The sequence below is a fragment of the Lysinibacillus sp. UBA5994 genome (assembly GCF_002429725.1).
Classification (GTDB): domain Bacteria; phylum Bacillota; class Bacilli; order Bacillales_A; family Planococcaceae; genus Lysinibacillus; species Lysinibacillus capsici.
Window position 1 is genome coordinate 72,109 of the sequence record NZ_DJAU01000012.1, and the last position, 22,807, is coordinate 94,915.

General features: G+C 40.3%; 21 protein-coding genes. 18 read left to right on the forward strand and 3 right to left on the reverse strand.

Annotated features, from left to right (window positions below; all coding sequences use genetic code 11):
• The first annotated feature begins 117 nt into the window (after positions 1-117).
• The 6 genes from B3D98_RS02765 to B3D98_RS02790 all read left to right on the forward strand — a co-directional run bounded on the left by B3D98_RS02765 (position 118) and on the right by B3D98_RS02790 (position 7,082).
• Complete coding sequence (locus B3D98_RS02765) at positions 118-1,059, forward strand: nuclease-related domain-containing protein (RefSeq protein WP_288580376.1); 942 nt, start codon at positions 118-120, stop codon at positions 1,057-1,059.
• A 401-nt stretch (positions 1,060-1,460) separates the two neighbouring features.
• Positions 1,461-1,880 (forward strand): MarR family winged helix-turn-helix transcriptional regulator, encoded by a 420-nt coding sequence (locus B3D98_RS02770; RefSeq protein ID WP_259419097.1) that lies wholly within the window; start codon positions 1,461-1,463, stop codon positions 1,878-1,880.
• Positions 1,881-1,891: 11 nt separating this feature from the next.
• Entirely contained in the window at positions 1,892-3,091 is a 1,200-nt protein-coding gene (locus tag B3D98_RS02775; RefSeq protein WP_054550885.1) for an MFS transporter, read from the forward strand.
• A gap of 162 nt (positions 3,092-3,253) precedes the next feature.
• Complete coding sequence (gene efeO / locus B3D98_RS02780) at positions 3,254-4,123, forward strand: iron uptake system protein EfeO (protein ID WP_048390316.1); 870 nt, start codon at positions 3,254-3,256, stop codon at positions 4,121-4,123.
• A gap of 9 nt (positions 4,124-4,132) precedes the next feature.
• Positions 4,133-5,392: an iron uptake transporter deferrochelatase/peroxidase subunit gene (gene efeB, locus B3D98_RS02785; RefSeq protein ID WP_048390318.1), complete on the forward strand. Its 1,260-nt coding sequence runs from the start codon at positions 4,133-4,135 to the stop codon at positions 5,390-5,392.
• A complete protein-coding gene (locus B3D98_RS02790; RefSeq protein ID WP_288580386.1) occupies positions 5,367-7,082 on the forward strand; it encodes an FTR1 family iron permease in 1,716 nt (571 codons plus the stop codon). The genes efeB and B3D98_RS02790 overlap by 26 nt, the downstream gene beginning before the upstream one ends.
• Positions 7,083-7,123: 41 nt before the next feature.
• Here the strand turns inward: B3D98_RS02790 and B3D98_RS02795 are convergent, their stop codons facing one another.
• Complete coding sequence (locus B3D98_RS02795) at positions 7,124-7,969, reverse strand: pentapeptide repeat-containing protein (RefSeq protein WP_288580388.1); 846 nt, start codon at positions 7,967-7,969, stop codon at positions 7,124-7,126.
• 138 nt (positions 7,970-8,107) lie between these two features.
• Between B3D98_RS02795 and B3D98_RS02800 the strand changes: the two genes are divergently transcribed.
• From B3D98_RS02800 to B3D98_RS02815, 4 genes are all read left to right on the forward strand, one after another.
• Positions 8,108-9,712, forward strand: a complete 1,605-nt coding sequence (locus B3D98_RS02800) for a PucR family transcriptional regulator (RefSeq protein ID WP_066037435.1) — start codon at positions 8,108-8,110, stop codon at positions 9,710-9,712.
• 129 nt (positions 9,713-9,841) lie between these two features.
• Positions 9,842-11,110 (forward strand): cytosine permease, encoded by a 1,269-nt coding sequence (locus B3D98_RS02805; protein ID WP_288580393.1) that lies wholly within the window; start codon positions 9,842-9,844, stop codon positions 11,108-11,110.
• A complete protein-coding gene (locus B3D98_RS02810; RefSeq protein ID WP_103117851.1) occupies positions 11,107-12,210 on the forward strand; it encodes a DUF917 domain-containing protein in 1,104 nt (367 codons plus the stop codon). Before B3D98_RS02805 ends, B3D98_RS02810 begins: the two co-directional genes overlap by 4 nt.
• A complete protein-coding gene (locus B3D98_RS02815; RefSeq protein WP_112117839.1) occupies positions 12,203-13,753 on the forward strand; it encodes a hydantoinase/oxoprolinase N-terminal domain-containing protein in 1,551 nt (516 codons plus the stop codon). The genes B3D98_RS02810 and B3D98_RS02815 overlap by 8 nt, the downstream gene beginning before the upstream one ends.
• Positions 13,754-13,770: 17 nt before the next feature.
• Here the strand turns inward: B3D98_RS02815 and B3D98_RS02820 are convergent, their stop codons facing one another.
• Entirely contained in the window at positions 13,771-14,445 is a 675-nt protein-coding gene (locus tag B3D98_RS02820) for an HAD family hydrolase (RefSeq protein ID WP_281216625.1), read from the reverse strand.
• Between the two features lie 6 nt (positions 14,446-14,451).
• On the reverse strand, positions 14,452-14,685 hold the full coding sequence (locus tag B3D98_RS02825; RefSeq protein WP_288580399.1) for a cyclase: 234 nt from the start codon (positions 14,683-14,685) through the stop codon (positions 14,452-14,454).
• A 190-nt stretch (positions 14,686-14,875) separates the two neighbouring features.
• Between B3D98_RS02825 and B3D98_RS02830 the strand changes: the two genes are divergently transcribed.
• The 8 genes from B3D98_RS02830 to B3D98_RS02865 all read left to right on the forward strand — a co-directional run bounded on the left by B3D98_RS02830 (position 14,876) and on the right by B3D98_RS02865 (position 22,806).
• The gene (locus B3D98_RS02830; protein WP_115673969.1) at positions 14,876-15,652 is read left to right on the forward strand and encodes a hypothetical protein; all 777 of its coding nucleotides are present in this window, start codon (positions 14,876-14,878) and stop codon (positions 15,650-15,652) included.
• Complete coding sequence (locus B3D98_RS02835) at positions 15,649-16,005, forward strand: GntR family transcriptional regulator (protein WP_048390347.1); 357 nt, start codon at positions 15,649-15,651, stop codon at positions 16,003-16,005. Before B3D98_RS02830 ends, B3D98_RS02835 begins: the two co-directional genes overlap by 4 nt.
• A 9-nt stretch (positions 16,006-16,014) precedes the next feature.
• Positions 16,015-16,722: an ATP-binding cassette domain-containing protein gene (locus B3D98_RS02840; RefSeq protein ID WP_066037440.1), complete on the forward strand. Its 708-nt coding sequence runs from the start codon at positions 16,015-16,017 to the stop codon at positions 16,720-16,722.
• A gap of 87 nt (positions 16,723-16,809) precedes the next feature.
• On the forward strand, positions 16,810-17,730 hold the full coding sequence (locus tag B3D98_RS02845; RefSeq protein ID WP_009370928.1) for an ABC transporter ATP-binding protein: 921 nt from the start codon (positions 16,810-16,812) through the stop codon (positions 17,728-17,730).
• Positions 17,708-18,649 carry an ABC transporter permease gene (locus tag B3D98_RS02850; protein ID WP_288580409.1) on the forward strand — a complete coding sequence of 314 codons (942 nt, stop codon included), beginning with the start codon at positions 17,708-17,710 and terminating at the stop codon, positions 18,647-18,649. Before B3D98_RS02845 ends, B3D98_RS02850 begins: the two co-directional genes overlap by 23 nt.
• A gap of 178 nt (positions 18,650-18,827) precedes the next feature.
• Positions 18,828-20,771 (forward strand): N-acetylglucosamine-specific PTS transporter subunit IIBC, encoded by a 1,944-nt coding sequence (gene nagE, locus B3D98_RS02855; protein ID WP_066037442.1) that lies wholly within the window; start codon positions 18,828-18,830, stop codon positions 20,769-20,771.
• 97 nt (positions 20,772-20,868) lie between these two features.
• Positions 20,869-22,029: an N-acetylglucosamine-6-phosphate deacetylase gene (gene nagA / locus B3D98_RS02860; protein WP_305193799.1), complete on the forward strand. Its 1,161-nt coding sequence runs from the start codon at positions 20,869-20,871 to the stop codon at positions 22,027-22,029.
• A gap of 66 nt (positions 22,030-22,095) precedes the next feature.
• Complete coding sequence (locus B3D98_RS02865; protein ID WP_288580417.1) at positions 22,096-22,806, forward strand: SIS domain-containing protein; 711 nt, start codon at positions 22,096-22,098, stop codon at positions 22,804-22,806.
• The last annotated feature ends 1 nt before the right edge of the window (position 22,807 follow it).

Genomic DNA, 22,807 nt, shown 5'->3' on the forward strand with positions numbered 1-22,807 from the left:
ACTTTTGTTCTAGCGAAAATAGGGGAATTTTTATTTTAGGCATTCTATATGGTAAGTTTTTAGGAACCTCATTCATTGAGGTTCTTTTTTTATATAATCATGGCAGGAGGTGATTAGATGATTTTATTAGAACGTCAAACATCAGAGACGCAAAAGATGCTAGAGGCACTTGTACAAAGACTTCCTATATCCCATAGTAAATACACAATATATTGTGAGCATTTAAGGCGCCTACAAGCAGGATTCGCTGGTGAACAGTTCGTTGATGCAAAATGGCTTGAACTTGACTTACCATTCCCCCACTATTTTCTTCATGACTTTCAAACAATGAATGACTTCGGTTCTACCCATCAAATGGACACCGTCTTTCTCTGTCCTCACTTTTTACTCATCCTAGAAATCAAAAATATTACAGGCAAACTTTCATATGATGCTTCGTTCGCTCAATTAACACGTACGACCGCAGATGATACGGTCGAAGGCATGACGGATCCATTTCTTCAGCTGGAACGGCATGTAGTATGGATGAAGAAGCTATTACAGAAGGAACGCATCGATTTACCAGTTTTGCATGCGGTGGTATTGGCAACGAAAAATGGTATTTTGACAAAGGGATTTGACGGGCTGCCTATCTTTCATGTGGCAGGGTTACGATTTTATTTACAAAAATGGATGGAGCGGCATCAACCTAGAGTAAGAGTAGACCTTTTGCGATTCGCCAACCTTTTATTATCCCTGCAAACTAAGTTGAAAAAAGAGGTAGAGGTGCCGTTCAAGGAAATAGTGAAAGGTGTGCTATGTCCACAATGTGTTAATGGGCAGCGATTATCGTATCACTATAAAAAATGGACGTGCCCACGCTGTGGATTGGTGGACGATGATGCATTGGTTCGAACATTAGAGGACTACAGGTTACTAGTCGGGCAGCAGGTAACCAATCGAAGCTTCCGCGAATTCTTTGGCATTGACTCTCCCGATTTAGCGTACAAGTTGATGCAACAACTCCCTTTGAAAGCGGAGGGTGTCAAAAAGCATCGGAAATATTGGATTAAGGAATAGCGAACTAAGCGTTACAATTCAAGCGGTCTGAATTGTAGCTTTTAGTGCTGTAGAGAGAAAGGGCGCTTGAAGTAGGTGGATAGAATGCTGAAAGTGACTGATAGAACAAGGAAAGTAGTGGATAGAACGCGCAAAGTGATGGATAGAGCAGAGAAAGTGGAGGATACGCTTCGTGTAAGTGGATAGATTGCTGAAAGTGACGGATAAAACAAGGAAAGTAGCGGATAGAACGCGCAAAGTGATGGATAGAACAGAGAAAGTGTAGGATACGCCTCGTTTAAGTGGATAGAGCAGGATACCACTCACCCCCAAGAGCGATGTTTCGCTTATTTCCTACTAGACAAATAGAGTTTTTAGGTATATAGTTAGCTAGGCTAACTAATATAAAAGGAAGTGATAGTGTGACAATTGAACAGGAATTTTTTAATCAGTACCGCTTAATGTATCGGCCGTTTATTAATCAGTTGAATGTGCAGCTTGAACCCTATCAGTTATATAGCTCACAGTGGGCAGTGCTTCGTTTCTTGAATGATAAGGGTCCACATTCATTTGTAGATATCGCGAATTTCATGTCTATAGAGAAGCCAAGTGTCACGAAGCTTGTACATAAACTGGTGGAGCTAGGCTATGTGGAAACGATGACGGGCAAGGATAAGCGTGAAAAGCTGGTACACCTATCAAAGCATGGGGAAGAGCTTGTGCTGGAAATAAAATCGCATCTACATCCATTTTTTGAGCAGGCTTTGGCAGGCGTGCCAAAACAAGATATTGACATTGCGACACAGGTTTTAGCAAGAATTTGTATGAATATTAATCAATAGGAGAGAGCAACGTGGAAGCAACCAGAAAGAAACTATGGACAAAAGATTTTTTAATTGTCTCACTTATTAATTTTACCATTACGTTAATCTTTTATTTATTAATGGTTACGATAGCAGCATATGCGGTGGAGCATTTTAATGCCTCTACAAGTACAGCGGGGCTTGTATCGAGTATTTTTATTATCGGGACACTATTAGGTCGTCTTGGGACAGGGCGTATTATTGGAGACTGGGGTAGCAAAAAAACATTATTTTGTGGACTATTATTATTTATGTTATCAACAATGTCTTATTTTATAGCAGGCAATTTACCACTGCTGATGATCAATCGTTTAGTACAGGGGATTGCACTAGGGATTGCCAGTACAGCAACAGGTACCATTATTGCACAAATTTTACCAGCTGAGCGTCGTGGAGAAGGGATTGGTTATTATAGCTTAAGCGCTATTCTAGCCACAGCCATTGGCCCATTTATTGGAATATTATTAACACAGCTATTTGCAGATTATCGTATGATTTTTGCAGTAGATTCTGTGTTAGCGATTATTTGTTTCTTTATGTATTACATTGTGACCGTGCCAGATGCACCGAAAAAAGCAAAGGATACAGCTGTAAAGGCTGGGTTTAAAGTGACGAACTTTATTGAAATGCGTGCAGTACCGATTGCCTTTGTGGCACTTGTGATTGGCTTTGCTTATTCAGGTGTGATGTCGTTTATGACGTTTTATGCAAAGGAGCTAGATTTAGTATCAGCAGGTAGCTACTTCTTTATTATCTATGCTATTGTCATTTTGGCTACACGTCCATTTACAGGGAAATTGCTTGATACAAGAGGGGCAAATATCATTATCTATCCATGCTTAGTGTTGTTTGCAATAGGCATGTATGCCTTTAGCTCAGCAACAACTACGATTGCCTTTTTAATCGCTGCCGCTTGTATCGGGATTGGCTATGGAAACTTCAACTCGGTGGCACAGGCAATTGCCATCAAAGTAACACCAAATGAGCGTTTAGGACTTGCGACATCTACGTATTTTATTTTTTATGATTTAGGCTTAGGTGTCGGGCCTTATTTCTTAGGCTTATTTGTACCATCTATGGGCTACAGCTCGATTTTCTTCTCGATGGTCTTTGTTATTTTAGTGTCGATTGTGCTTTATTACCTTTTACATGGAAAACATGAAAATTTGAAACAAGCAAAAATTTTGTAGATTAGAATCATTATATTGTAGAAAAAACGTCTTTTTTCTAGTTGTTTGTAAAGAATAACTGAAAAATGACGTTTTTTTCTATTTACAAAAATAGTTGTTGCAATAGATGATGATAATCATTATCATCACAATATAAAACAAATTCGGAAGTAGGTACGAAGTATGAAAAACAAATCATTTTTGTCGGTATTAGTAGCAGGAGGCATTTTAATGGCTGGCTGTGGCAATACAGAAGAAGTAAAAAAAGAAGATAAGCCAGCAACAGAACAGGCGGAGCAAGCTACAAAAGAGGTGGATTTATCTTCTGAATTATCAGCCTATCAACAATTTGCGTTAGAGCAAATGGATCAATTTTTACTAGATACAGAGAAATTTGTGAACCTATTCAAAGCAGGCGATATTGAAGGGGCAAAGGCAGCGTATGCGCCAGCACGTATGTATTTTGAACGCTCTGAGCCAATTGCGGAAAGCTTCGGTGATCTTGACCCTCGCATCGATGGACGTTTAGCAGATATTCAAGAAGAAGGTAAGGGTGAGGAAGAATGGTCAGGCTACCATAAGCTTGAGTATGCGCTTTGGGAAGAAAATACAACAAAAGGTTATGAGGCTGTAGCAGATCAGCTTCTTGCAGATGCGAAGGAATTGCATGCACTTGTGCAAACAGTGGAAGTGACACCTGACTTAATGATTACAGGTGCAGTAGATTTATTAAATGAAGTATCAACATCTAAAATTACAGGTGAGGAAGAAATTTACTCTCATACAGACCTTTATGATTTTAAAGCAAATATTGAAGGCGCAGAAAAAATCTTTGAGATTTTACGCTCAAAATTAGAAGCAAAAGATTCTACATTAGTGGCAACACTTGATGAAAAATTCAAAGCAGTAGACGATTTATTAGCACAGCATACAACGGCTGATGGTGGCTATATATCTTACGAAGAATTAACGGAGGAAAACACAAAAGCACTGGCAGCAGCGGTGAATCAGCTTGGAGAACCATTAAGTCAAATGGGTATCATTTTGGAGTGAACATAAACAATGACAACGTCAAACGAGGAAAAATTTATAAATAAAAAAATTTCTAGACGTGATATGTTAAAGCTAACAGGTATCGGTGTGGCAGGTGTTGCCATCGGTGCCTCTGGCTTGGGTGGTGTCATGAAAGCAATGGGCTATGATGTCTTTGAGCCAGTAGCAGATAGCACGACGGCTAGCAATAAGGTCAATTTCTATGGCAAGCATCAGTCAGGTATTGTGACACCTGTACAGACGAATATTTATTTTGCTTCTTTAGATGTATTAGTGACATCAAAGAAGGAACTACAAGCGTTGTTCCAGCAATGGACACCCCTTGTTGTGCGTTTAATGAATGGTGAAGTCATGGTCGATGTATCGACAAATACAAGAGTGCCAACTGGCGATACTGGAGAGGCAGAGGGCTTAGATGCATCTAATCTATCCATTACCATTGGTGTCGGGCCTTCATTATTTGATAAACTGGGCATCCAGCATTTAAAACCAGCGGAGCTAAAGGATTTACCACATTTCCCTAAAGATCAGCTACAGAAAGAATACACAGGTGGTGATTTGTGTATTCAGGCTTGTGCAGATGATCCGCAGGTGGCCTTCCATGCTGTTCGTAATCTAGTACGAGCTGCTTCAGGTAAAGTAGAAATAAAATGGTCACAGGCGGGCTTTAACTCGTTTCCAGCTAGTGGAGGGACACCACGAAACCTCTTCGCCTTTAAGGACGGTACTGTAAATCCAGCCATTACGGATGAAAAAGACTTAAATGAGGTCGTGTGGGTGGATAAAGGCTGGTTAAAGGGTGGCTCTTATTTAATTGCACGTAAAGTTCAAATGCATCTTGAAACTTGGGATCGTACATCATTGAAAGATCAAGAGGCAACATTTGGCCGTTACCGCGACAGTGGGGCACCTTTTGGCAAAACAAAGGAATTCGATGATTTTGATGTAGAGGCAAAGGATGATAAGGGCAATTATATTATGCCTGATACATCACATGTCCATTTGGCGCGGAAATCAGGTGCGCGTATTTTGCGACGCTCTTATTCTTATGCGTCAGGCGTGATGTCGAATACAGGGACCCATGATGCGGGGCTAATCTTTATTTCTTTTCAAAAAGACCCAGCCCAATTTACAACCATCCAAAATAGCTTAGGGCGTATGGATAAAATGAATGAGTACATTACCCATCGAGGCAGTGCCGTGTTTGCTTGCTTCCCTGGTGTACAAAAGGGGAGTTATTTAGGTGAAGCACTTTTTAACGCGCTGTAGTATCGTGTTTGCCCTTATGCTGACTTTAGCTTTACCTGTGCAAGCTGCGCAGTCCTATAGTCATCTCTATATTGCGATTAGTGATGCACTGATGAATACAAAGCAGGATAAAGAGGCGGAGGCCAAGCAGGCACTTGAACAATTTGCTATTGATTGGGCTAAAGTATCTTCAGAGCAGAAAGAGGCAAAAGCAAAGGTTGATGAAATCCTTGCACAGGCTACTGAGGCAACGTCTAAGGATGAGCGTTTAGAGGCGCTATCCGCACTATCCAATGCATTGCGTGCATTAGAAAAGCTTGAAAATCCAGTGGATGAAGCGGCACAGCGAGCAGAGTTTGGACAAAAATTTAAGCCGATAATGGCAGACTTTGAAAAAGCTTTAGCAAGTGGTGATATTCAGGCCATTGATGAAGCCTACAAAGATTTTAATAGTAAATGGAATAAAAATGAGCGACCTGTGCGTGAACAAAGTATCGCAATGTACGGGCAAATCGAAACACAAATGGCATTTCTTCGTATCTCTATTTCTGCTGAGGAGCCTGATGTAGCGCTTATGCAATCTCAATTTGCTGCTTTAAAGCAAACGATTGAGGATTTTGTAGCTGGTAAAGAAACAGCCGAAGTGGTAGAGGGGGAGTATTCATTAGCGACATTAATTGCCTATATAGATGAGGCCAATGATTTTGTCAATGCTGGTGATTACCAGGCGGCTTCAAATAAAATACGTGAGTTTATTACCATTTGGCCAAGCGTAGAAATTGAAATCTCCACACGTAATGGTAGTCTTTACACGAAAATTGAAAGTGATATGCCGATTATCGCGAGTGATTTATTAAAATCCAACGTCGATCAGCAAGCTATTACCAAACAATTAAATATATTCCGTACTGAAATTGAGCTAATTCAAGGGGATACCGATTACACCATTTGGGACGCTGCGTTAATTTTATTACGCGAAGGACTAGAGGCATTACTGATTATTTTAGCCTTAGTGTCATTCCTTAATAAATCAGGACAAAACAAGATGCGCAAATGGATTTATGTCGGAGCGTTTGTCGGCGTTCTATTATCCGCCGTAGCTGCCATCCTTATGTCGACGATTTTAAATTCGGCAACGATTGATACGAATCGCGAGTTAATGGAAGGCTATGTAGGGTTAATTGCTGCAGCGATGATGATCGGTGTGGGTATTTGGCTGCATAGTAAATCAAGCGTGGTCAGTTGGAATCGCTATATTTCCAAACAAATGGGTAATGCCATTTCGAGTGGCTCTATTTTTGCGATGGCTATGATTAGCTTTTTATCGGTCTTCCGTGAAGGTGCAGAAACACTAGTCTTTTATGCGGGGATTGCACCTAAAATGGAAACGTCGCAGTTTATACTTGGAATTGTGGTGGCACTGCTCATTCTTGCTGTACTTGCAGTTGTGTTATTTAAAGCAAGTGGCAAAATTCCAATTCACAAATTTTTTGCAGTAGCAACTATTTTAATTTATGTGCTAGCCTTTAAAATTATTGGTGTCAGTCTGCATACTTTGCAGCTGACAGATAATCTGTCCACAACGATTGTTGATGGCTTACCTGTTATTAGCTTGATTGGCTTCTATCCAACGGTGGAAACAATCATAGGACAGTCTATTTTACTTGTGTTAGTGGCGGCTACTGTGCTTTATAAAAAGAAACAAGCCTAATGAAAAAGGGTAGATGAGCGTAAAACGCCATCTACCTTTTTTTATTGCCAATGAGCAGGTCGTTTTATATAGGAAGGTAATTTAGTCGAACGATCCCCCTGTGCGGCGTTGATTTGCATTTGGGTTAAAAACAGACTTGTTGAAAGATCAGCACCGCGTAAATTGGTATCTCGCAAATCAGCCCCGATGAAATCTACTCCCTGTAAATTTGCATCTTGAAGATTAGCTGCTATTAAATAACTCCCCCTTAGATCAGTCGCTCGTAAATCCTTGCCTTTTAAATTTTTGCCCATCCAATCAGCCCCACGCTGATTCAAGTTTCTAGAAGTCTTTCCCTTCACACTGTGCTGGCGAATTTGTTCGCTAGTTTGGAGCAATAGTGCATTGATCGGCATACGAATAGCTACCATATCCAATGCTAATAAGGTATCTGCATCCTGAGCTATTGTCTGCTGTAGGTGCTTCAATTGAGCAAGTAGCTGTTCATAAAGCATATTATCCACCTGATAGGACAAAGCCTCCGCCACATACGCAATCATTTCGTAAAGCTGTTCCATAATAGGAAAAACACGAAACATCTTGTCAGCATGCTCACGAGATTGTCGCCAATCCTGTCCATGAAATGTCACCTGTGAAACCTGTTGACCTGCGCCTAGGCAATCAAAAACGGTACAGCCCTTAAAACCTGTCTCTCGTAGCTGACTATGTATGTGACAGCTATAGTTATCCTGCAAATTAGGACATGGCGTGCCTGCGGGTTTATTGATCGCAAAATCACTAGAAGCCACAATATTTAAAGCGGTACAGCACAAGCCAAAACAGCTTTGACAATCTGCCTGTAGACTGTGTCGGATTTTTGTACCAATGGTTTTTGTCTGATTAGACATCCTCATTTTCCTCTCTGATCTTATCCATTTAGTTACTATTTTAACACTAACAAGCTACCAGTTAAAATAGAGAGCAAACTGTATTTTGAAAGATAGTAGGGGATATGGTATTCTTCTTCAAAAGAGTTGTAAAGAAAAGTGGTGGTGGAACATGGGGTAACGGTCAATGAATTATTACAATTGCCATCTTTTCGTGGCGCAGAGGTGTTAACAGGGCGAGATAATCTGCACCGTACCGTATCATCTCTATCTGTATTAGAGGTATCGAATGTTGATTTTTATTCGAAAATTATTAACCGTGTACAGGAGGAATGGTATGCAGAGGAGCTTGTCATTAGCTCCTTTTACTCCATTCGAGATAGTGTGGAGCAGCAATGTGAAACGATTCAGCATTTACATGATTTAGGAGAGCTGGGGCTTATTTTATATTATGTCGGTATTGTATTGCCTGATATTCCAGAAGAAGTGCTTGCGTTAGCGGAGGCACAAGGCTTTATTATCATTTGTATGCCGCGAAATGATTATTCACTGCGCTATAACGAGGTTATCTATGAGGTTATGGAAGCGATTGTTAGTAATCAAGGCGTTAATGATCATTTTGTCAAAGAGACATTAGAAAAGGTATCGTTACTACCTGAGCATTTAAGAAGTGTTGAAATTACACTGAAAATGCTTTCAGATCGTTTAAAGGCGAATATTGTACTCACCAATAGTCATTTTGACATTGTGAACCAAGTGATGTGGCCACGAAATTCATCATTAGATGTAGCGAATGTCATTGAAGAATGCTCCCAATCCAATTTTCAGAGGGAAGCAGGCAAGCTCGAGCTGCTAAGAAGTGATGTCGCCTGTGTCGTAGACTATAAAAGAGTACATCAAAAAAATGGCGAGCCGCTATTTTTATTTCTGATTAAAGAAAATACAAAATTACCTGCTAAGACAATTGAAAAAGTAAGTGAGGTTGTGCAAGTAGCCATAAATTTATGGGGAGACAAGCATGATGAGGTTAGTGAATATGCCTTAGTTAAAGCTATTATCAATGACGAAGGGGAGAAAATGAGAAGATTAGCCAATCTTCTTCATATTGATGTTTCCGCCATTCAAATGATGTGGCTTGTCTACATGCATGATTTAGCAGACGAAAAAAGAATTCGCGATGAATTAGAAGAGCAACTGTCCAAATATTATCAAACAAGAGTCATCCAATGCATTGACCATTGTATGATTGTACTGGTAGGCAATTGCTTTTATAAGTATCATGAGTTTGAGATTGCCATTGAATATAGTGAAACTACTCAGTATGATGCCCAAATCGCAGAAATTGTTTATGCACCTAAAATGAGAAATACAAAGTCTGTTCGTCAAATGTATCAATTGGTCAATCAGGTGGGGGACAAAGCCCATACGATTTATCCGATGCGAAAATTGTTTACTGCAGCGGAAGTGCGCTCCATGAAAAGGGCAATTGATGTCAGTAAGCAGGGCGAGGAAATGATTGAAGAATATTTGTCTGTAATTGAACCCATTATACGTGACCATGATTCCTTGCAGACTTTGATAACCTTTTTATTAGATGCAAATGCTAGTGTGGAGCGCTGTGCAGAGCTCCTCTATATCCATAAAAACACGGTGAAATACCGCATCAAAAAAATTAGTGAGCTGATTGGCACAGATGTTACCGTATATTCGGAATTTTATGATGCCTACATGGCTTGCATGCTATATCGATTGATTAATGATTAGAATAATCTGAAATTTTGTCATTTTGAACAAAATTTCAGATTATTTTTTTCATTTGCGCAAAAGACTCAACTCTTACCTATCTTCTATAATTAAAAACATTAATCCATCACCAAATAAGGAGGGAGTCACATGCAAAATGAAAATAAAGGTCAATCTTGGTATAGCTTAGGCATTATTTGGGCTGGTGCCATGATTTGTATTCCCAGTTTATTAGTCGGTAACGCACTGATTACCAATATGAGTTTATCAAAGGCACTGGCTGTTGCTTTTGTAGGCTATGCTATTGTCGTGATCATCATGATTTTGCAAGGCATGCAAAGCAGTGATTTAGGAAAGCCCACTGTCCATATAGCAGGACAAGTGTTTGGAAAAAAGGGCTCTCGTACAATATTATCCATTATCTTAGCTATTGCTTGCTTAGGGTGGTTTGGCATTCAGGCCAATGTGTGTGGCGTAGCCTTAGCAAATTTATTAGCAATCTATCATTTGAATATACCTATTCCAATCGCTTCATTCATTAGTGGTATGGTCATGGTCGTATCCGCACTTTATGGGATGAAGGTGTTGCGTATTTTAAGCTATATCGCCGTACCATTGCTCGTCATCATTTGTCTGTATGGTTTAGGTCAAATATTAACTGGTGAGCAACTACAGCTCGTTCGGGATTATCAGCCACAGGGCAATATGAGCTTTATGGATGGTTTAGCTGTAACGATTGGGTCCTTTGCATTAGGGGCTGTTATAGCGGGTGATTATTCGCAATTTTCAAAAAATCGTTCAGACGTTTTCAAAGCCGCTACATTAGGGATTATTCCTGCAGGGGTGCTAATGATTGCTGTGGGAGCTGTCTTAACGATTGCCTATCAAACAAGTGATATTACAGCAGTCTTTCTGCATATCGCAACACCCTTTATTGGTGGAGTGGGTCTGATTTTAGCAACATGGAAAACCAATTTGGTCAATGCAATTTCAGGTGGAATTGCCTTAATTAATGTATTTGATGTTGCTAAAAACAAAGAACGATTAGCCATAGGTGTGGCGGGTACAATTGGCACAATCTTAGCCGTTGTAGGGATTTTAAATTATTTTACACCTATCATGTCAATTTTATCGGCGATGATTCCGCCTGTTGCAGGGGTGATGATTGCTTCCTACTGGGTCATTCATAAAGGCAAAACAGATAGCTGGCAGGAAGTTGAAGGGGTCAATCGATTAGGTGTATTTTCTTGGCTAGTAGGTGCTGTAATTGCCTGTATGCCAGTGGTATTTTCCTTATTCCCTGCATTGCCAGCACTACCAAACCAACCGATGATTGGCATCATTATTTCATTCGTGATTTATTATGTTGGGTATCGTGTATCTGTACAAAAAACGGTCATATTGGAGGAACATAGATGAGATATTTAGATCAGGCAGCTATTGAACATATTGCCATAGGGGCAGCATTTTTAGGAACAGGTGGGGGAGGAGATCCCTATATTGGAAAATTAATGGCGCTTTCTGCTATCGAAAAAAATGGCCCTGTAAAATTGTATTCAGTGGATGAAATTGCGGATGATGATTTTTTCATTCCAGCCGCAATGATGGGGGCACCATCAGTTTTAGTAGAAAAATTCCCACGTGGCGATGAGTTTGTTAAGGTTTTCCAAAAGCTTGCCCAATATTTAGGGAAAGAAAAAATTGCAGGTACCTATCCAATGGAAGCAGGTGGGGTCAATTCGATGATTCCTATTGTAGTAGCAGCACAGCTTGGCTTACCATTGATTGATTGTGATGGCATGGGGCGTGCATTTCCGGAATTACAAATGGTGACATTCCACTTAGATGGGATTTCGGCAACGCCAATGGCCATCACTGATGAAAAAGGGAATATTGGTATTTTTGAAACCATTGATAATAAATGGACCGAGCGTATCGCCCGAACAGCAACAGTAGAAATGGGCGCTAGTTCTTTAGTGAGCCTCTACCCAACAACGGGTGCGCAAATTAAACAAAGCGGTGTTCATCATATAGTGACGCTTTCTGAAAAAATTGGTGAAATTATTGCCTCGAAAGACCAAGAGGTGAACGATAAGCTACAAAGCCTTTTAAAGCTTACGGATGGATATGAGCTTTTCCAAGGAAAAATAGTGGATGTTATTCGTGAAACGAAGGGTGGCTTTAACCTAGGTAAAATGAATCTTGAAGGTATTGAATCTTATAAAAATGATCAAATGAAGGTTCATTTCCAAAATGAAAACTTATTAGCTGAGAAAAACGAGCAGGTTATAGCGATGACACCAGACTTAATTTGTTTGGTGGATTATGAAACTTTATTGCCTGTTACAACAGAGAGCTTAAAATATGGTAAACGTGTGCGTGTGATTGGCTTACCAGCACATGAAAAATGGCGTACAGCAAAAGGTATTGAAACAGCTGGACCCAAATACTTTGGCTATGAATATGAGTATACGCCAATTGAGGAATTGGTGAAAAAGGAGGTAGCAGAGCATGTATAAAATTGGAATCGATGTAGGTGGAACAAACACAGATGCCATCCTTTTAGACCATAATAGCCAGCTTATTTACAGTGTGAAATCACCAACAAGCTTAGATATTAAAACAGGGATTGAAAAGTCACTGCAACAATTACTAGAGGGTGCAAATATTGACAAAACAAAAATTACTCATGCGATGTTAGGGACAACACAATGCACCAATGCCATTGTTGAACGTAAAAAGCTAGCAAAGGTTGGTGTCATTCGACTAGGTTATCCAGCGACGGCTTCCGTACTCCCTTATACAGCTTGGCCAGCAGATATGATTGATAAATTATCTGGTAATTATGCCATTGCCCATGGTGGTTATGAATATGACGGCCAATTATTGAGTGCGCTTGATCAACAGGAAATTACAAAACTACTGGAGGAATGGCGTGGTCAAGTAGAATCCATTGCGATTGTTGGTGTCTTTTCCTCTATTAAAAATGATCAAGAATTGCAGGTTCGTGAATGGATTCAAGAAGTCTATGGCGAGGAATTCCCAATTTCCTGCTCCTCATTAATAGGTTCAGTCGGGTTAATAGAACGTGAAAATGCTACGATTCTAAATGCTGCATTATGTAAGGTGATTGAGACAACAACACAGGGCTTTGTACAGGCGTTACAAGCGGAAGGCATTTTTGATGTAGAGGTGTATCTATGCCAGAATGACGGTACATTAATGTCTATCGACTACGCCAAGCAATTCCCAATTTTAACAATTGCCTGTGGACCAACAAATAGTATCCGTGGAGCATCGTATTTATCTCAAATTCAAAACACAATGGTATTGGATGTTGGGGGTACCACTTCAGATATCGGTGTATTACAGGATGGTTTCCCGCGAGAATCCTCGGTCGCAGTTGAAGTGGGAGACATTCGGACAAACTTTAGGATGCCAGATATTATTTCAGTCGGACTTGGCGGGGGAAGTATTGTTCGTGTGAACGGCAACAAAATTACAGTCGGGCCGGATAGTGTAGGCTATAAAATCAGTGAGGAGGCCCTTGTTTTCGGTGGCTCGACCTTAACGACAACAGATATCGCTGTCCGTTTAGGCTTAGCAGATGTAGGTGATTCCACGTTAGTGGCACATATTGATGAAGCCTTTGCCAAAGCCGTTCAAGAAGAAATTTCTTCGTTACTAGAACAGGCGATTGATAAGATGAAAACTTCCTCAGAGGATGTGTCATTAGTCTTAGTAGGGGGTGGTGGTATCATTGTGCCAGAAAATATTCGGGGCGTTTCCACAATTGTAAAATCTGAATACGGTGGTGTTGCGAATGCCATCGGAGCCTCGATTGCACAAATTAGTGGTCAATATGAGCAAATTTATATTTATTCCAAAGAACCGCGTGAGGAATCCTTGAAGGATGCACAAAACAAGGCTGTGAAACAAGCCGTATTAGCAGGTGCTCTTGAAGATACCATTGAGCTAGTGGAAGTAGAAGAAACACCTCTCGCGTATCATCCAGAAAATGCAACAAGATTGAAGGTAAAAGTAGTAGGGAAAATGGTGTAACAGTCAAAGGAAGAGTCCTAGTTAAACAGGGCTCTTCCTTTTATTAATTGCTCAAATGAATGAATCACTGCATCAGGTTTAATGTCAGTAGGATTCGTGAGCCGATGAGGATTGTACCATATGCCCTTCATCCTTGCTCGCTGACAACCAGCAATATCTTTTGCTAAGTCATCCCCAACGAATAAGGTTTCATTTGGCTGAACTTGGAGCTGATGTAGAGCTAATTCAAATATGCGTTTGTCAGGCTTAGTTAAGCCTACTTCCTCCGAAATAAGGATAACATCAAAATAGCTAGCTAAACCTGTATGTGTGATTTTAGCCTTTTGTCGCTGTGTAGAGCCGTTTGTGATAATGCCAACTTGTACTTGCTTCTTAATCGTTTGGAGAACCTTCAACACATGTTGATCAATAGAAAAGCAATATGGAAACTGCTGATCCCAAAAATCTTGCATGTCATGGCGAGGTAATTGAAAGGTTGATGGAAACGCATCAAAAAACGATGATAAAACATTGGTTTTATCAGCAATCCCATAGTCTCTTTTATCGTATTCCTTAAATCTTTCCAGCATGTCCTTTTTGAGCATACCCTGAATAGCACCATAGTATTTTTCCAAAATAATATAAAACAGGTTATCGACAGCATGATCTCGATTAAGTAAGGTATCATCTAAATCAAATAGTATCGCTTTCAACGAGCTTCATGTACTTTCTTGCTCATCAAGAGGTTTTCGTTTATGTTTTTCATTAATAATTTTTTTGTTTAGGATCGTTACCTTGCCAACCATGAGCAACCTCATATCTTCCACAATATACTTAGCTAGCTCTTCGTCCGATATGTCATCTCCATCAATATCAAGGCGAAAATCCTGCCCTTGTATGCCACCACCATTGGTAAATTCAATTTCAAAATCAAAGACAACTCTTTTATCCATTCAAGTACCACCTTACGCTTAGTGTTAGAGTGCTATCCATATATTCTGTGTTTAATAGGTGAATACCTTCTTTGAGCATAAGCGTAATTGTTGAGTAAACAAAATTTCCTTTTTCTTGTATTTACCACTTGCCAACAAAAAAGTCATAGTGTAATATGTGACTAGTACACTATGACACGAGGTGTTGTGATTGAAAAGCTTTACAGGACTTTTAAAAAAAGAATGGGTACTTTATCGCTCATGGTTTCTAGTAGGGATATTTATGGGACTTATGCTATCTTGGATCGTTCCATATATCTTACATCAGTATGTCGATCTCTTTGCACATGAGCATCAACTAGCATTTGCATTTACGATGCTCGTCCTTTTTCTAGGTGGATTCTATTCTATCTTACAATTTTTAGCATCGATGCGTTTGGATATTAAAGCAAAGGAGAGCTGGCTCCATTCAACAAGCTCTATCACAAAGCTTATCGGAGCAAAATTGGTTTGCTCATTAGTAGGTTATGTCCTCTTCACTATCCTTTTCACGAGTATAGCCATTTTCAATATTAAGGATGAGCTGATCGCGAGCGCTGGACAAATTTTATTAGTTTTGGTAATAATTGTTATTATATTGGCGATTTTACAATTAATGCTATTTATCGTTCTTTTATTCTTTTTAGCTTTTTATTTGCAATTGAAGCGCATAATAGGTCGTTTTTCAATTGTGCTGACAATGATTGTGTTTTATGTAACCACAGCTGGTTGGGCGCGGGTAACGGAGAGTCAGCTGTATCGAACGATCTTCCTCCATGGAGAAGTTTCGCTTCAAAACATCGAACACTATCTACCAAAAGCGAAAGAAATGACGATGGAATGGATGCTTGGCTCGATATATGTCGTTGAGGAAATAGCCATTACGTTATTACTACTACTGCTGTTTTTAGCAGCATCGAAGTGGCTTGAAAGGGTGGTTTTACGATGACGATGGATTTTTCGCGTGACAAACCCATTTATAGCCAGCTTGTCGATCGAATTTGTGGAGACATTTTGAAGGGGAAGTTGGAGCTAGGTGATCGACTTCCCTCTGTTCGAGAATATGCAGTAGAAACAGGTGTCAATGTCAATACGGTGCAACGTGTATATAAGGAGTTAGAGGCAATGAATATAACGGAAACCAAACGAGGACAGGGTACATTTATTACGAGCAATGAGGAGCGCATTGAGTTATTGCGTGAAGAGATGAAAAATCAGCTGGCTGAAAATTTTTTAACATCGATTGAGGCATTAGGCTTTTCGAAGGAAGAGATGCTTGTGGTTTTGAAAAATAAAGCGTGAGGTGAAGGGATGTTACAGCTATCAAATGTATCTTTTCAATATAAGAAAAAGCCAGTTTTACAGGATCTATCCTTCTCCTTTCCGATTGGACAAATCATTGGACTAGTTGGGGAAAATGGTAGTGGTAAATCTACGCTTATGAAAGTTTTGGCTGGTTTACTGAGACCCACTGCTGGTGAGATCACACTAGAGGGTAAGCCCGTCACACGTAGAAGTGCTGACAAAATTGCTTATTTACCAGATACAGATTTATTTTTTGAGTACTACACGGGTGAACAGCTTTTCCAGCATTATGCTTCGCAATTTGAAGATTTTTCCTATGATAAAGCCTGTATCGTCGCACAATTTTTACAGGTAGATACGCGCACAAAGCTACGCCAATTATCAAAGGGTAATCGTGGTCGCATGAAAATGGCTGCCACCCTTGGACGAGAGGTTCCTTATTATGTCATGGACGAACCATTTGCTGGGCTAGACCCAATTGTGAGAGAGCAGTTGATTAAAGGCTTAATTCAATTTACGGACATCGAAAATCAAACGATTTTGCTATCCACACATGAATTATATGAGGTAGAGCCTATTTTAGATCAAATTATTTTATTGCAGGCAGGATCAATCATGGCCTATGAGAATGTGGAAACATTACGCGATGTGGCTAATAAGGATGCAGTTGAGTGGATGAAAGGGTTTTATCGTCCTTCAGTAAAAGACAGCTAAAGGTGAAGAAAGAATCGTCAATAAAGCAATGTTGTCGTGCCAGACTGCATAATGCTCAGGCGAAATAGATTAGAAAGGGTGAAAAATATGACAGAACCGATTGTACAATTGCAAAATTTATCGAAAACTATTCGAGGAAAGCAATTAATTCAACAGTTAAACATTGATTTATATCCAGGCCAAATTACAGGATTTTTAGGACCGAATGGAGCGGGGAAAACAACAACAATCCGAATGATGACAGGGCTTATGCATCCAACAGAGGGCAATGTCATCATCGACGGGCTTTCACTGAAGGAGCATTACGAGGAAGCCATTAGTAAGGTTGGTGTGATTGTTGAAAATCCAGAAATGTATAAATTTATGTCAGGCTATAAAAATTTACTACATTTTGCACGTATGCATAAAAATGTAACAAAGGAACGAATTCAGGAGGTCATTCAACAGGTTGGGCTCGAAAATCGTATACATGAAAAGGTCTCTACATATTCACTTGGTATGAGACAACGACTAGGATTAGCCCAGGCGTTATTGCACAGACCGAAATTTTTGATTTTAGATGAGCCGACGAATGGCTTAGACCCTGCTGGTATTCGTGAGTTTCGTATGTACCTGCGTAAGATTGCTTCAGAAGAGGGCGTATCCGTCTTTGTCTCAAGTCACTTGTTATCAGAAATTGAATTGATGTGTGATCGAGTGGCTGTGATTCAAAATGGGCAGCTGATTGATCTGCGCGATATTCATAATGAAAGCTCATCGTTTTATTATGTGGAGGCACAGCCAAAAGAGCAGGTGTCTGCTTATCTGGAACAGTGTGACTTTAACTTTGTAGCAGAGAATCAAGGCTATGTGGTGGAAATGAAGAAAGAGGATGTCCCAGCTATGACTACACAACTAGTCCAAGCGGGTATTCAATTATTTGCTGTACAGCCACATCAAAAAACATTAGAGGATCAATTCTTAGAAATGACTGGAGGCGGACAAATTGCTGAAGCTAATTCAAAATGAGTGGATGAAATTATGGCATAAAAAAGGAACATGGGCAATGGTGGCCATGCTGATTCTTGTCATTCTTGTTCCTGCTGGAATCACCAAATATTATGAAGTAAAATCCCCGACGGAAGGCTCTTGGCAGGACATAGAGCAGGATGCCATTCAATCTTATAAAGAGACGCTAGCAGGTGAAGATTTAACGGAGGAAGATAAGGCATACTTTCAAGAGCAGATGGCTATTTCTGAATATCGTTTAGCGAATGATGCACCAAGTCAAAAAGATAGTAGTCTTGCAAGCTTTATGTCCTTTACAAGTGGTATGCTTACGCTTGTTACTTTATTTACAGTCATTACCGCAGCTAGTATTGTATCGAGCGAATTTTCAACAGGGACGATTAAAATGCTCTTAACGCGTCCAATGTCCCGTGCAAAAGTGTTAACGTCTAAATTACTGACAACATTCCTTTTTGGTTTGTTATTGTATGTGGTCAATGTTGTGGTAAGTGCCCTTATCGGCTTAGTCTTGTTCGGCATGGGAACAGGTGTGGAATTAGAAATGGTCAATGGACAGGTCGTTGAAAAGGCTGTATGGAGCGATTTAGCCTATCATTACCTATTATCTGGTGGCGATTTTGTGATGTCTACATTATTTGCCTTTTTGATTGGCTCAGTATTCCGTTCAAGCTCATTAGCAATCGGTTTAACGATGTTCCTTTCTTTTACAGGCGGCATGATAGTTATGTTCTTAAGCCGATACGACATCGTCAAATATATTTGGCTCACACATTCTGATTTAACACAGTATGAGCATGGTGGTGGCTCCATGATTGCTGATGTGACGTTACCCTTCTCATTAATTGTACTTGCTATATACGCAGTAGTTTTCCTTGTCATTAGTTATTCAACCTTTATGAAACGTGATGTCACGGCATAAGCTAAAGAAGAACTGTGCCCTAATTTTGGATTAGGGTGCAGTTTTTTTGTTTAACATCACGAAATATTAAAAAAGTATTTATTTTTTTTTGAATTGCGCCTATAATAATAGCAACTTAGTGAAAACGCTTTTTTTTTACTAAAGTGGTCTAGACAACTATACCAAAGGGGGATAAAGAATGTTTGCTTTCTTACAAAAAATCGGTAAGTCGCTCATGTTTCCAATCGCAACATTACCAGCAGCAGCATTACTATTGCGTTTAGGTTCAGCGGATATGCTTGGGGCAGTACCGAATGAAGCCATCCAGTACATTGCTAGTATTATGGCCGCTTCTGGTAATGCTATACTAGGGAATTTACCAATTATTTTTGCTATCGGTATTGCAATGGGGTTTGCACATGATAGCAGTGGTGGCGCAGCTCTAGCAGGTGCGATTGCGCATCTTGTTTTAGTCGCCGTTTTAGGGACTGTTAACGAAGAATTAAATATGGGTGTGTTTGGTGGTATTATTGCCGGTATTACGGCAGGCTTATTATATAACAAATATTATAATGTGAAATTTCCAGAATGGTTATCATTCTTCGGTGGACGGCGCTTTGTACCGATTATTACGTCCATCACCATGGCAATTTTAGGTAGTATTTTAGCAATTGTTTGGGGACCAATTCAAGGTGGTATTGATGCTGTCGGTAATTGGATGATTGGTGCAGGATCACTTGGCGTAGGGATGTATGGCTTCTTCAACCGTCTATTAATTCCAGTGGGTCTCCACCATGTAATCAATACAATTATTTGGTTTGATTTCGGTGAATTTACAAATGCTGCAGGCGAAATCGTGAAAGGGGATATCAACCGCTTCCTAGCAGGAGACACAACAGCTGGACATTTCCAAGCTGGTTTCTTCCCCATCATGATGTTTGGCTTACCAGCAGCCTGTCTAGCAATGTATTTTGCGGCGAAAAAAGAAAAGCGTCCAATCGTTGGAGGGATGTTCGTTTCCATCGCTTTAACAGCCTTTTTAACGGGTGTTACAGAGCCTATTGAATTTTCCTTTATGTTCTTATCACCAGTTCTTTATGGTATTCATGCTGTATTAACAGGTATTTCATTGGCTGTGGCCTATCTCGTTGGATTCCGTGACGGCTTTGGGTTCTCTGCAGGCTTAATTGACTACTTACTCAACCTTGGTCTGGCAGATAAACCATGGCTCTTATTACCTTTAGGTTTAGGCTTTGGGGCGATTTACTTTGTGGTATTCTATTTCTTAATCAAAAAATTAGACTTAAAAACACCAGGACGTGAAGACGATGAGGATGAGGATGGCGAAGTAAATGCTATTGCTGATGATGTCGATTTACGTGCATATTATACAATTGAAGCATTAGGTGGAAAAGACAATATTAAGCAAGTGGATTATTGTACAACTCGCCTACGATTATTAGTACAGGATTCTGCTAGCGTCGATGAAAAAACATTGAAGCAAACAGGTGCAAGAGGAGTTATGCGTATTAGTAAAACCAATGTCCAAGTAATCATTGGGACATCTGTTGAGTTTTTAGCTGAAGCCATAAAAGAACGTTTGAAAAAAGGCAATCCAGCACCAGCCAATGTAGGACTTCCATCAGCTCAGCCTGTCATGGAAGAAACGGTGAAGAATGACACGATGACATTCCGTGATTTCGAAATGCCAATGACGGGTGATTTATTGCCTTTAACAGAAGTGCCTGATGAGGCATTTTCAGCAGGCTTGATGGGCCCAGGTTTCGGGATACGTCCGACAGATGGAGCAGTCTATGCACCATTTGATGGTCAAGTAGTGATGGTGTTCCCAACAAAGCATGCAATTGGCTTAAAATCTGATACGGGCATTGAAGTATTAATTCATGTTGGCTTAGATACGGTCAAACTAAATGGTGATGGTTTTGATCTGCTCGTTACAGATGGTCAAAAAGTTAAGCGTGGGGATGCGTTATTAAAAGCAGACCTTGTACAGATTGAAGGGCAAGTACCTTCTGTCATCACACCAGTTGTCTTTACAAGCTTAATGGGGCAAGAGATTACACTTGAAAAGACTGGCTATCAACGAGCAGGCTCAACGAATATTATTACAATGAAGAAGTAACAACTAATGGGGCTGTTAGCGAAGGTATACAGAGGCAATGAGCTATTGCACACGGATGCCTTTTCGACAGCCCTTGTTCAAGAAGGAGATGTTTTTCTTGAGTTTACTCATTCGAAATATCACAGTAGTGAATGGCAATGGACGAGATGAACAGGTAGATGTATGGATGAAGGATGGTAAAATTGCGCAAATTGCTCCTCAGCTTGATATCCACGATGTAGAACAGCTTGATGGTTCAGGGAAATTTTTATTGCCAGGATTTATTGATATGCACATTCATGGATCCGCTCAAATGGATACGATGGATGCTTCTGATGAAGGGCTTCATACGATGGCTCAATCCCTTTTAAAAGAAGGAACGACAAGCTTTTTAGCTACAACGATGACACAAAGCTATGACAACATTGAACGAGCTATTGAAAATGTAGCACAGTTCCAGCCACAGCCAGATGAAGCAGAGGTACTAGGTATTCATATCGAAGGGCCATTTGTTTCAAAGCAGCGAGCAGGGGCACAGCCTCTTGAATATATTGTCGAGCTAGATTTAGATATATGGACAAAATGGCAGCAACTAAGTGGCCATAAAATTAAGCAAATTACGCTAGCACCAGAAGAACCGAATGGCATGGCAGCTGTGCAAAGTATTTCTGCTAGCGGTGTCATTGTTTCAATTGGTCATTCGGATGCTACCTTTGAGCAAATGCAACAAGCGGCTCAATTAGGTGCCACACAGGGGACACACTTATACAACCAAATGCGTCCATTCCACCATCGAGATCCAGGTGTAGTTGGCGGTGTCCTGCTGCTAGATGCGATTAAGGCAGAACTGATTGTTGATTTTATCCATATGCATGAAGGCGCTGTGGAAATGGCCTATCGCTTAAAGGGAGCAGACGGGCTTATTTTAATTACAGATGCCATGCGCGCAAAGGGAATGCCCTACGGAGCATATGATTTAGGCGGTCAAACAGTTCATGTGACAGAAGCAGGTGCCCATTTGTCAAATGGATCGTTAGCAGGCAGTATTTTAAAAATGGATCAGGCTGTACGGAATATGCATCACATTACGAATTGTACGCTGGAGGAGCTTGTCAAAATGTCCAGCTTTAATGCTGCTGAGCAATTGAAGCTAGGTAATAAGGGTCAGCTTATACAAGGCTTTGATGCGGATGCAGTGATTTTAGATGAACAATTAAAGCTCCACCAAACGATTAAGGCGGGCAAGGTCTTATATGATGCAAATTCAAGTGGACAATAGTTACTAATATGCAGCAGGTATACAAACATCTTGCATGAAACGATGGAAATGAAAAGGTGATAGAACATGAATACCTATTTTCAACAAGTAAATCGATATTTAACAATGGTGGCACAGCAGGAAAGCAACCAACTTATGCATATTGCCAAGCAAATTGTTAAACGTCTCACAAAGGGAGGCATTATCCAGCTCTTTGGCTCTGGTCATTCCATGCTATTAGCACAGGAATGTTACTATAGAGCAGGTGGCTTAGTGCCTGTCAAACCGATACACATAGAATCGTTAATGCTACATCAGGGTGCACGGCAATCCTCACAAAATGAAAAAAAACAGGCTTTTTTAGCCACCTATAAGGATCAGCTGCAATTTGATGACCAAGATGTTTGTATCATCATTTCAACCTCTGCCAATAATCCAGTGCCCATTGATATGGCTATCTATGCAAAGGAAGCGGGCGCTTTGACTATTTCACTCCAATCACTGGAATATCAGCACCAGCCGTCGCGCCATCCGTCAGGCAAGCGTTTAGAGCAAGTAGTAGATGAAGTTTTGAATACGCATGTGCCATTAGGTGATGGTGTGTTAACCGTTGACCAATTGCAATATGCCCCTGTATCAACGGTGTTAGGTGCGACTTTATTAAATGCTTTATTCGCTCAAATCATTGAACTTATGCTTGCACAGGGCGCTAGTGTACCAGTGTTTGGTAGCAGTAATTTAGGGGAAAATAATAACGATGCGCTCATTGATCAGTATGGTCAGCGTATTCATTTCTAGG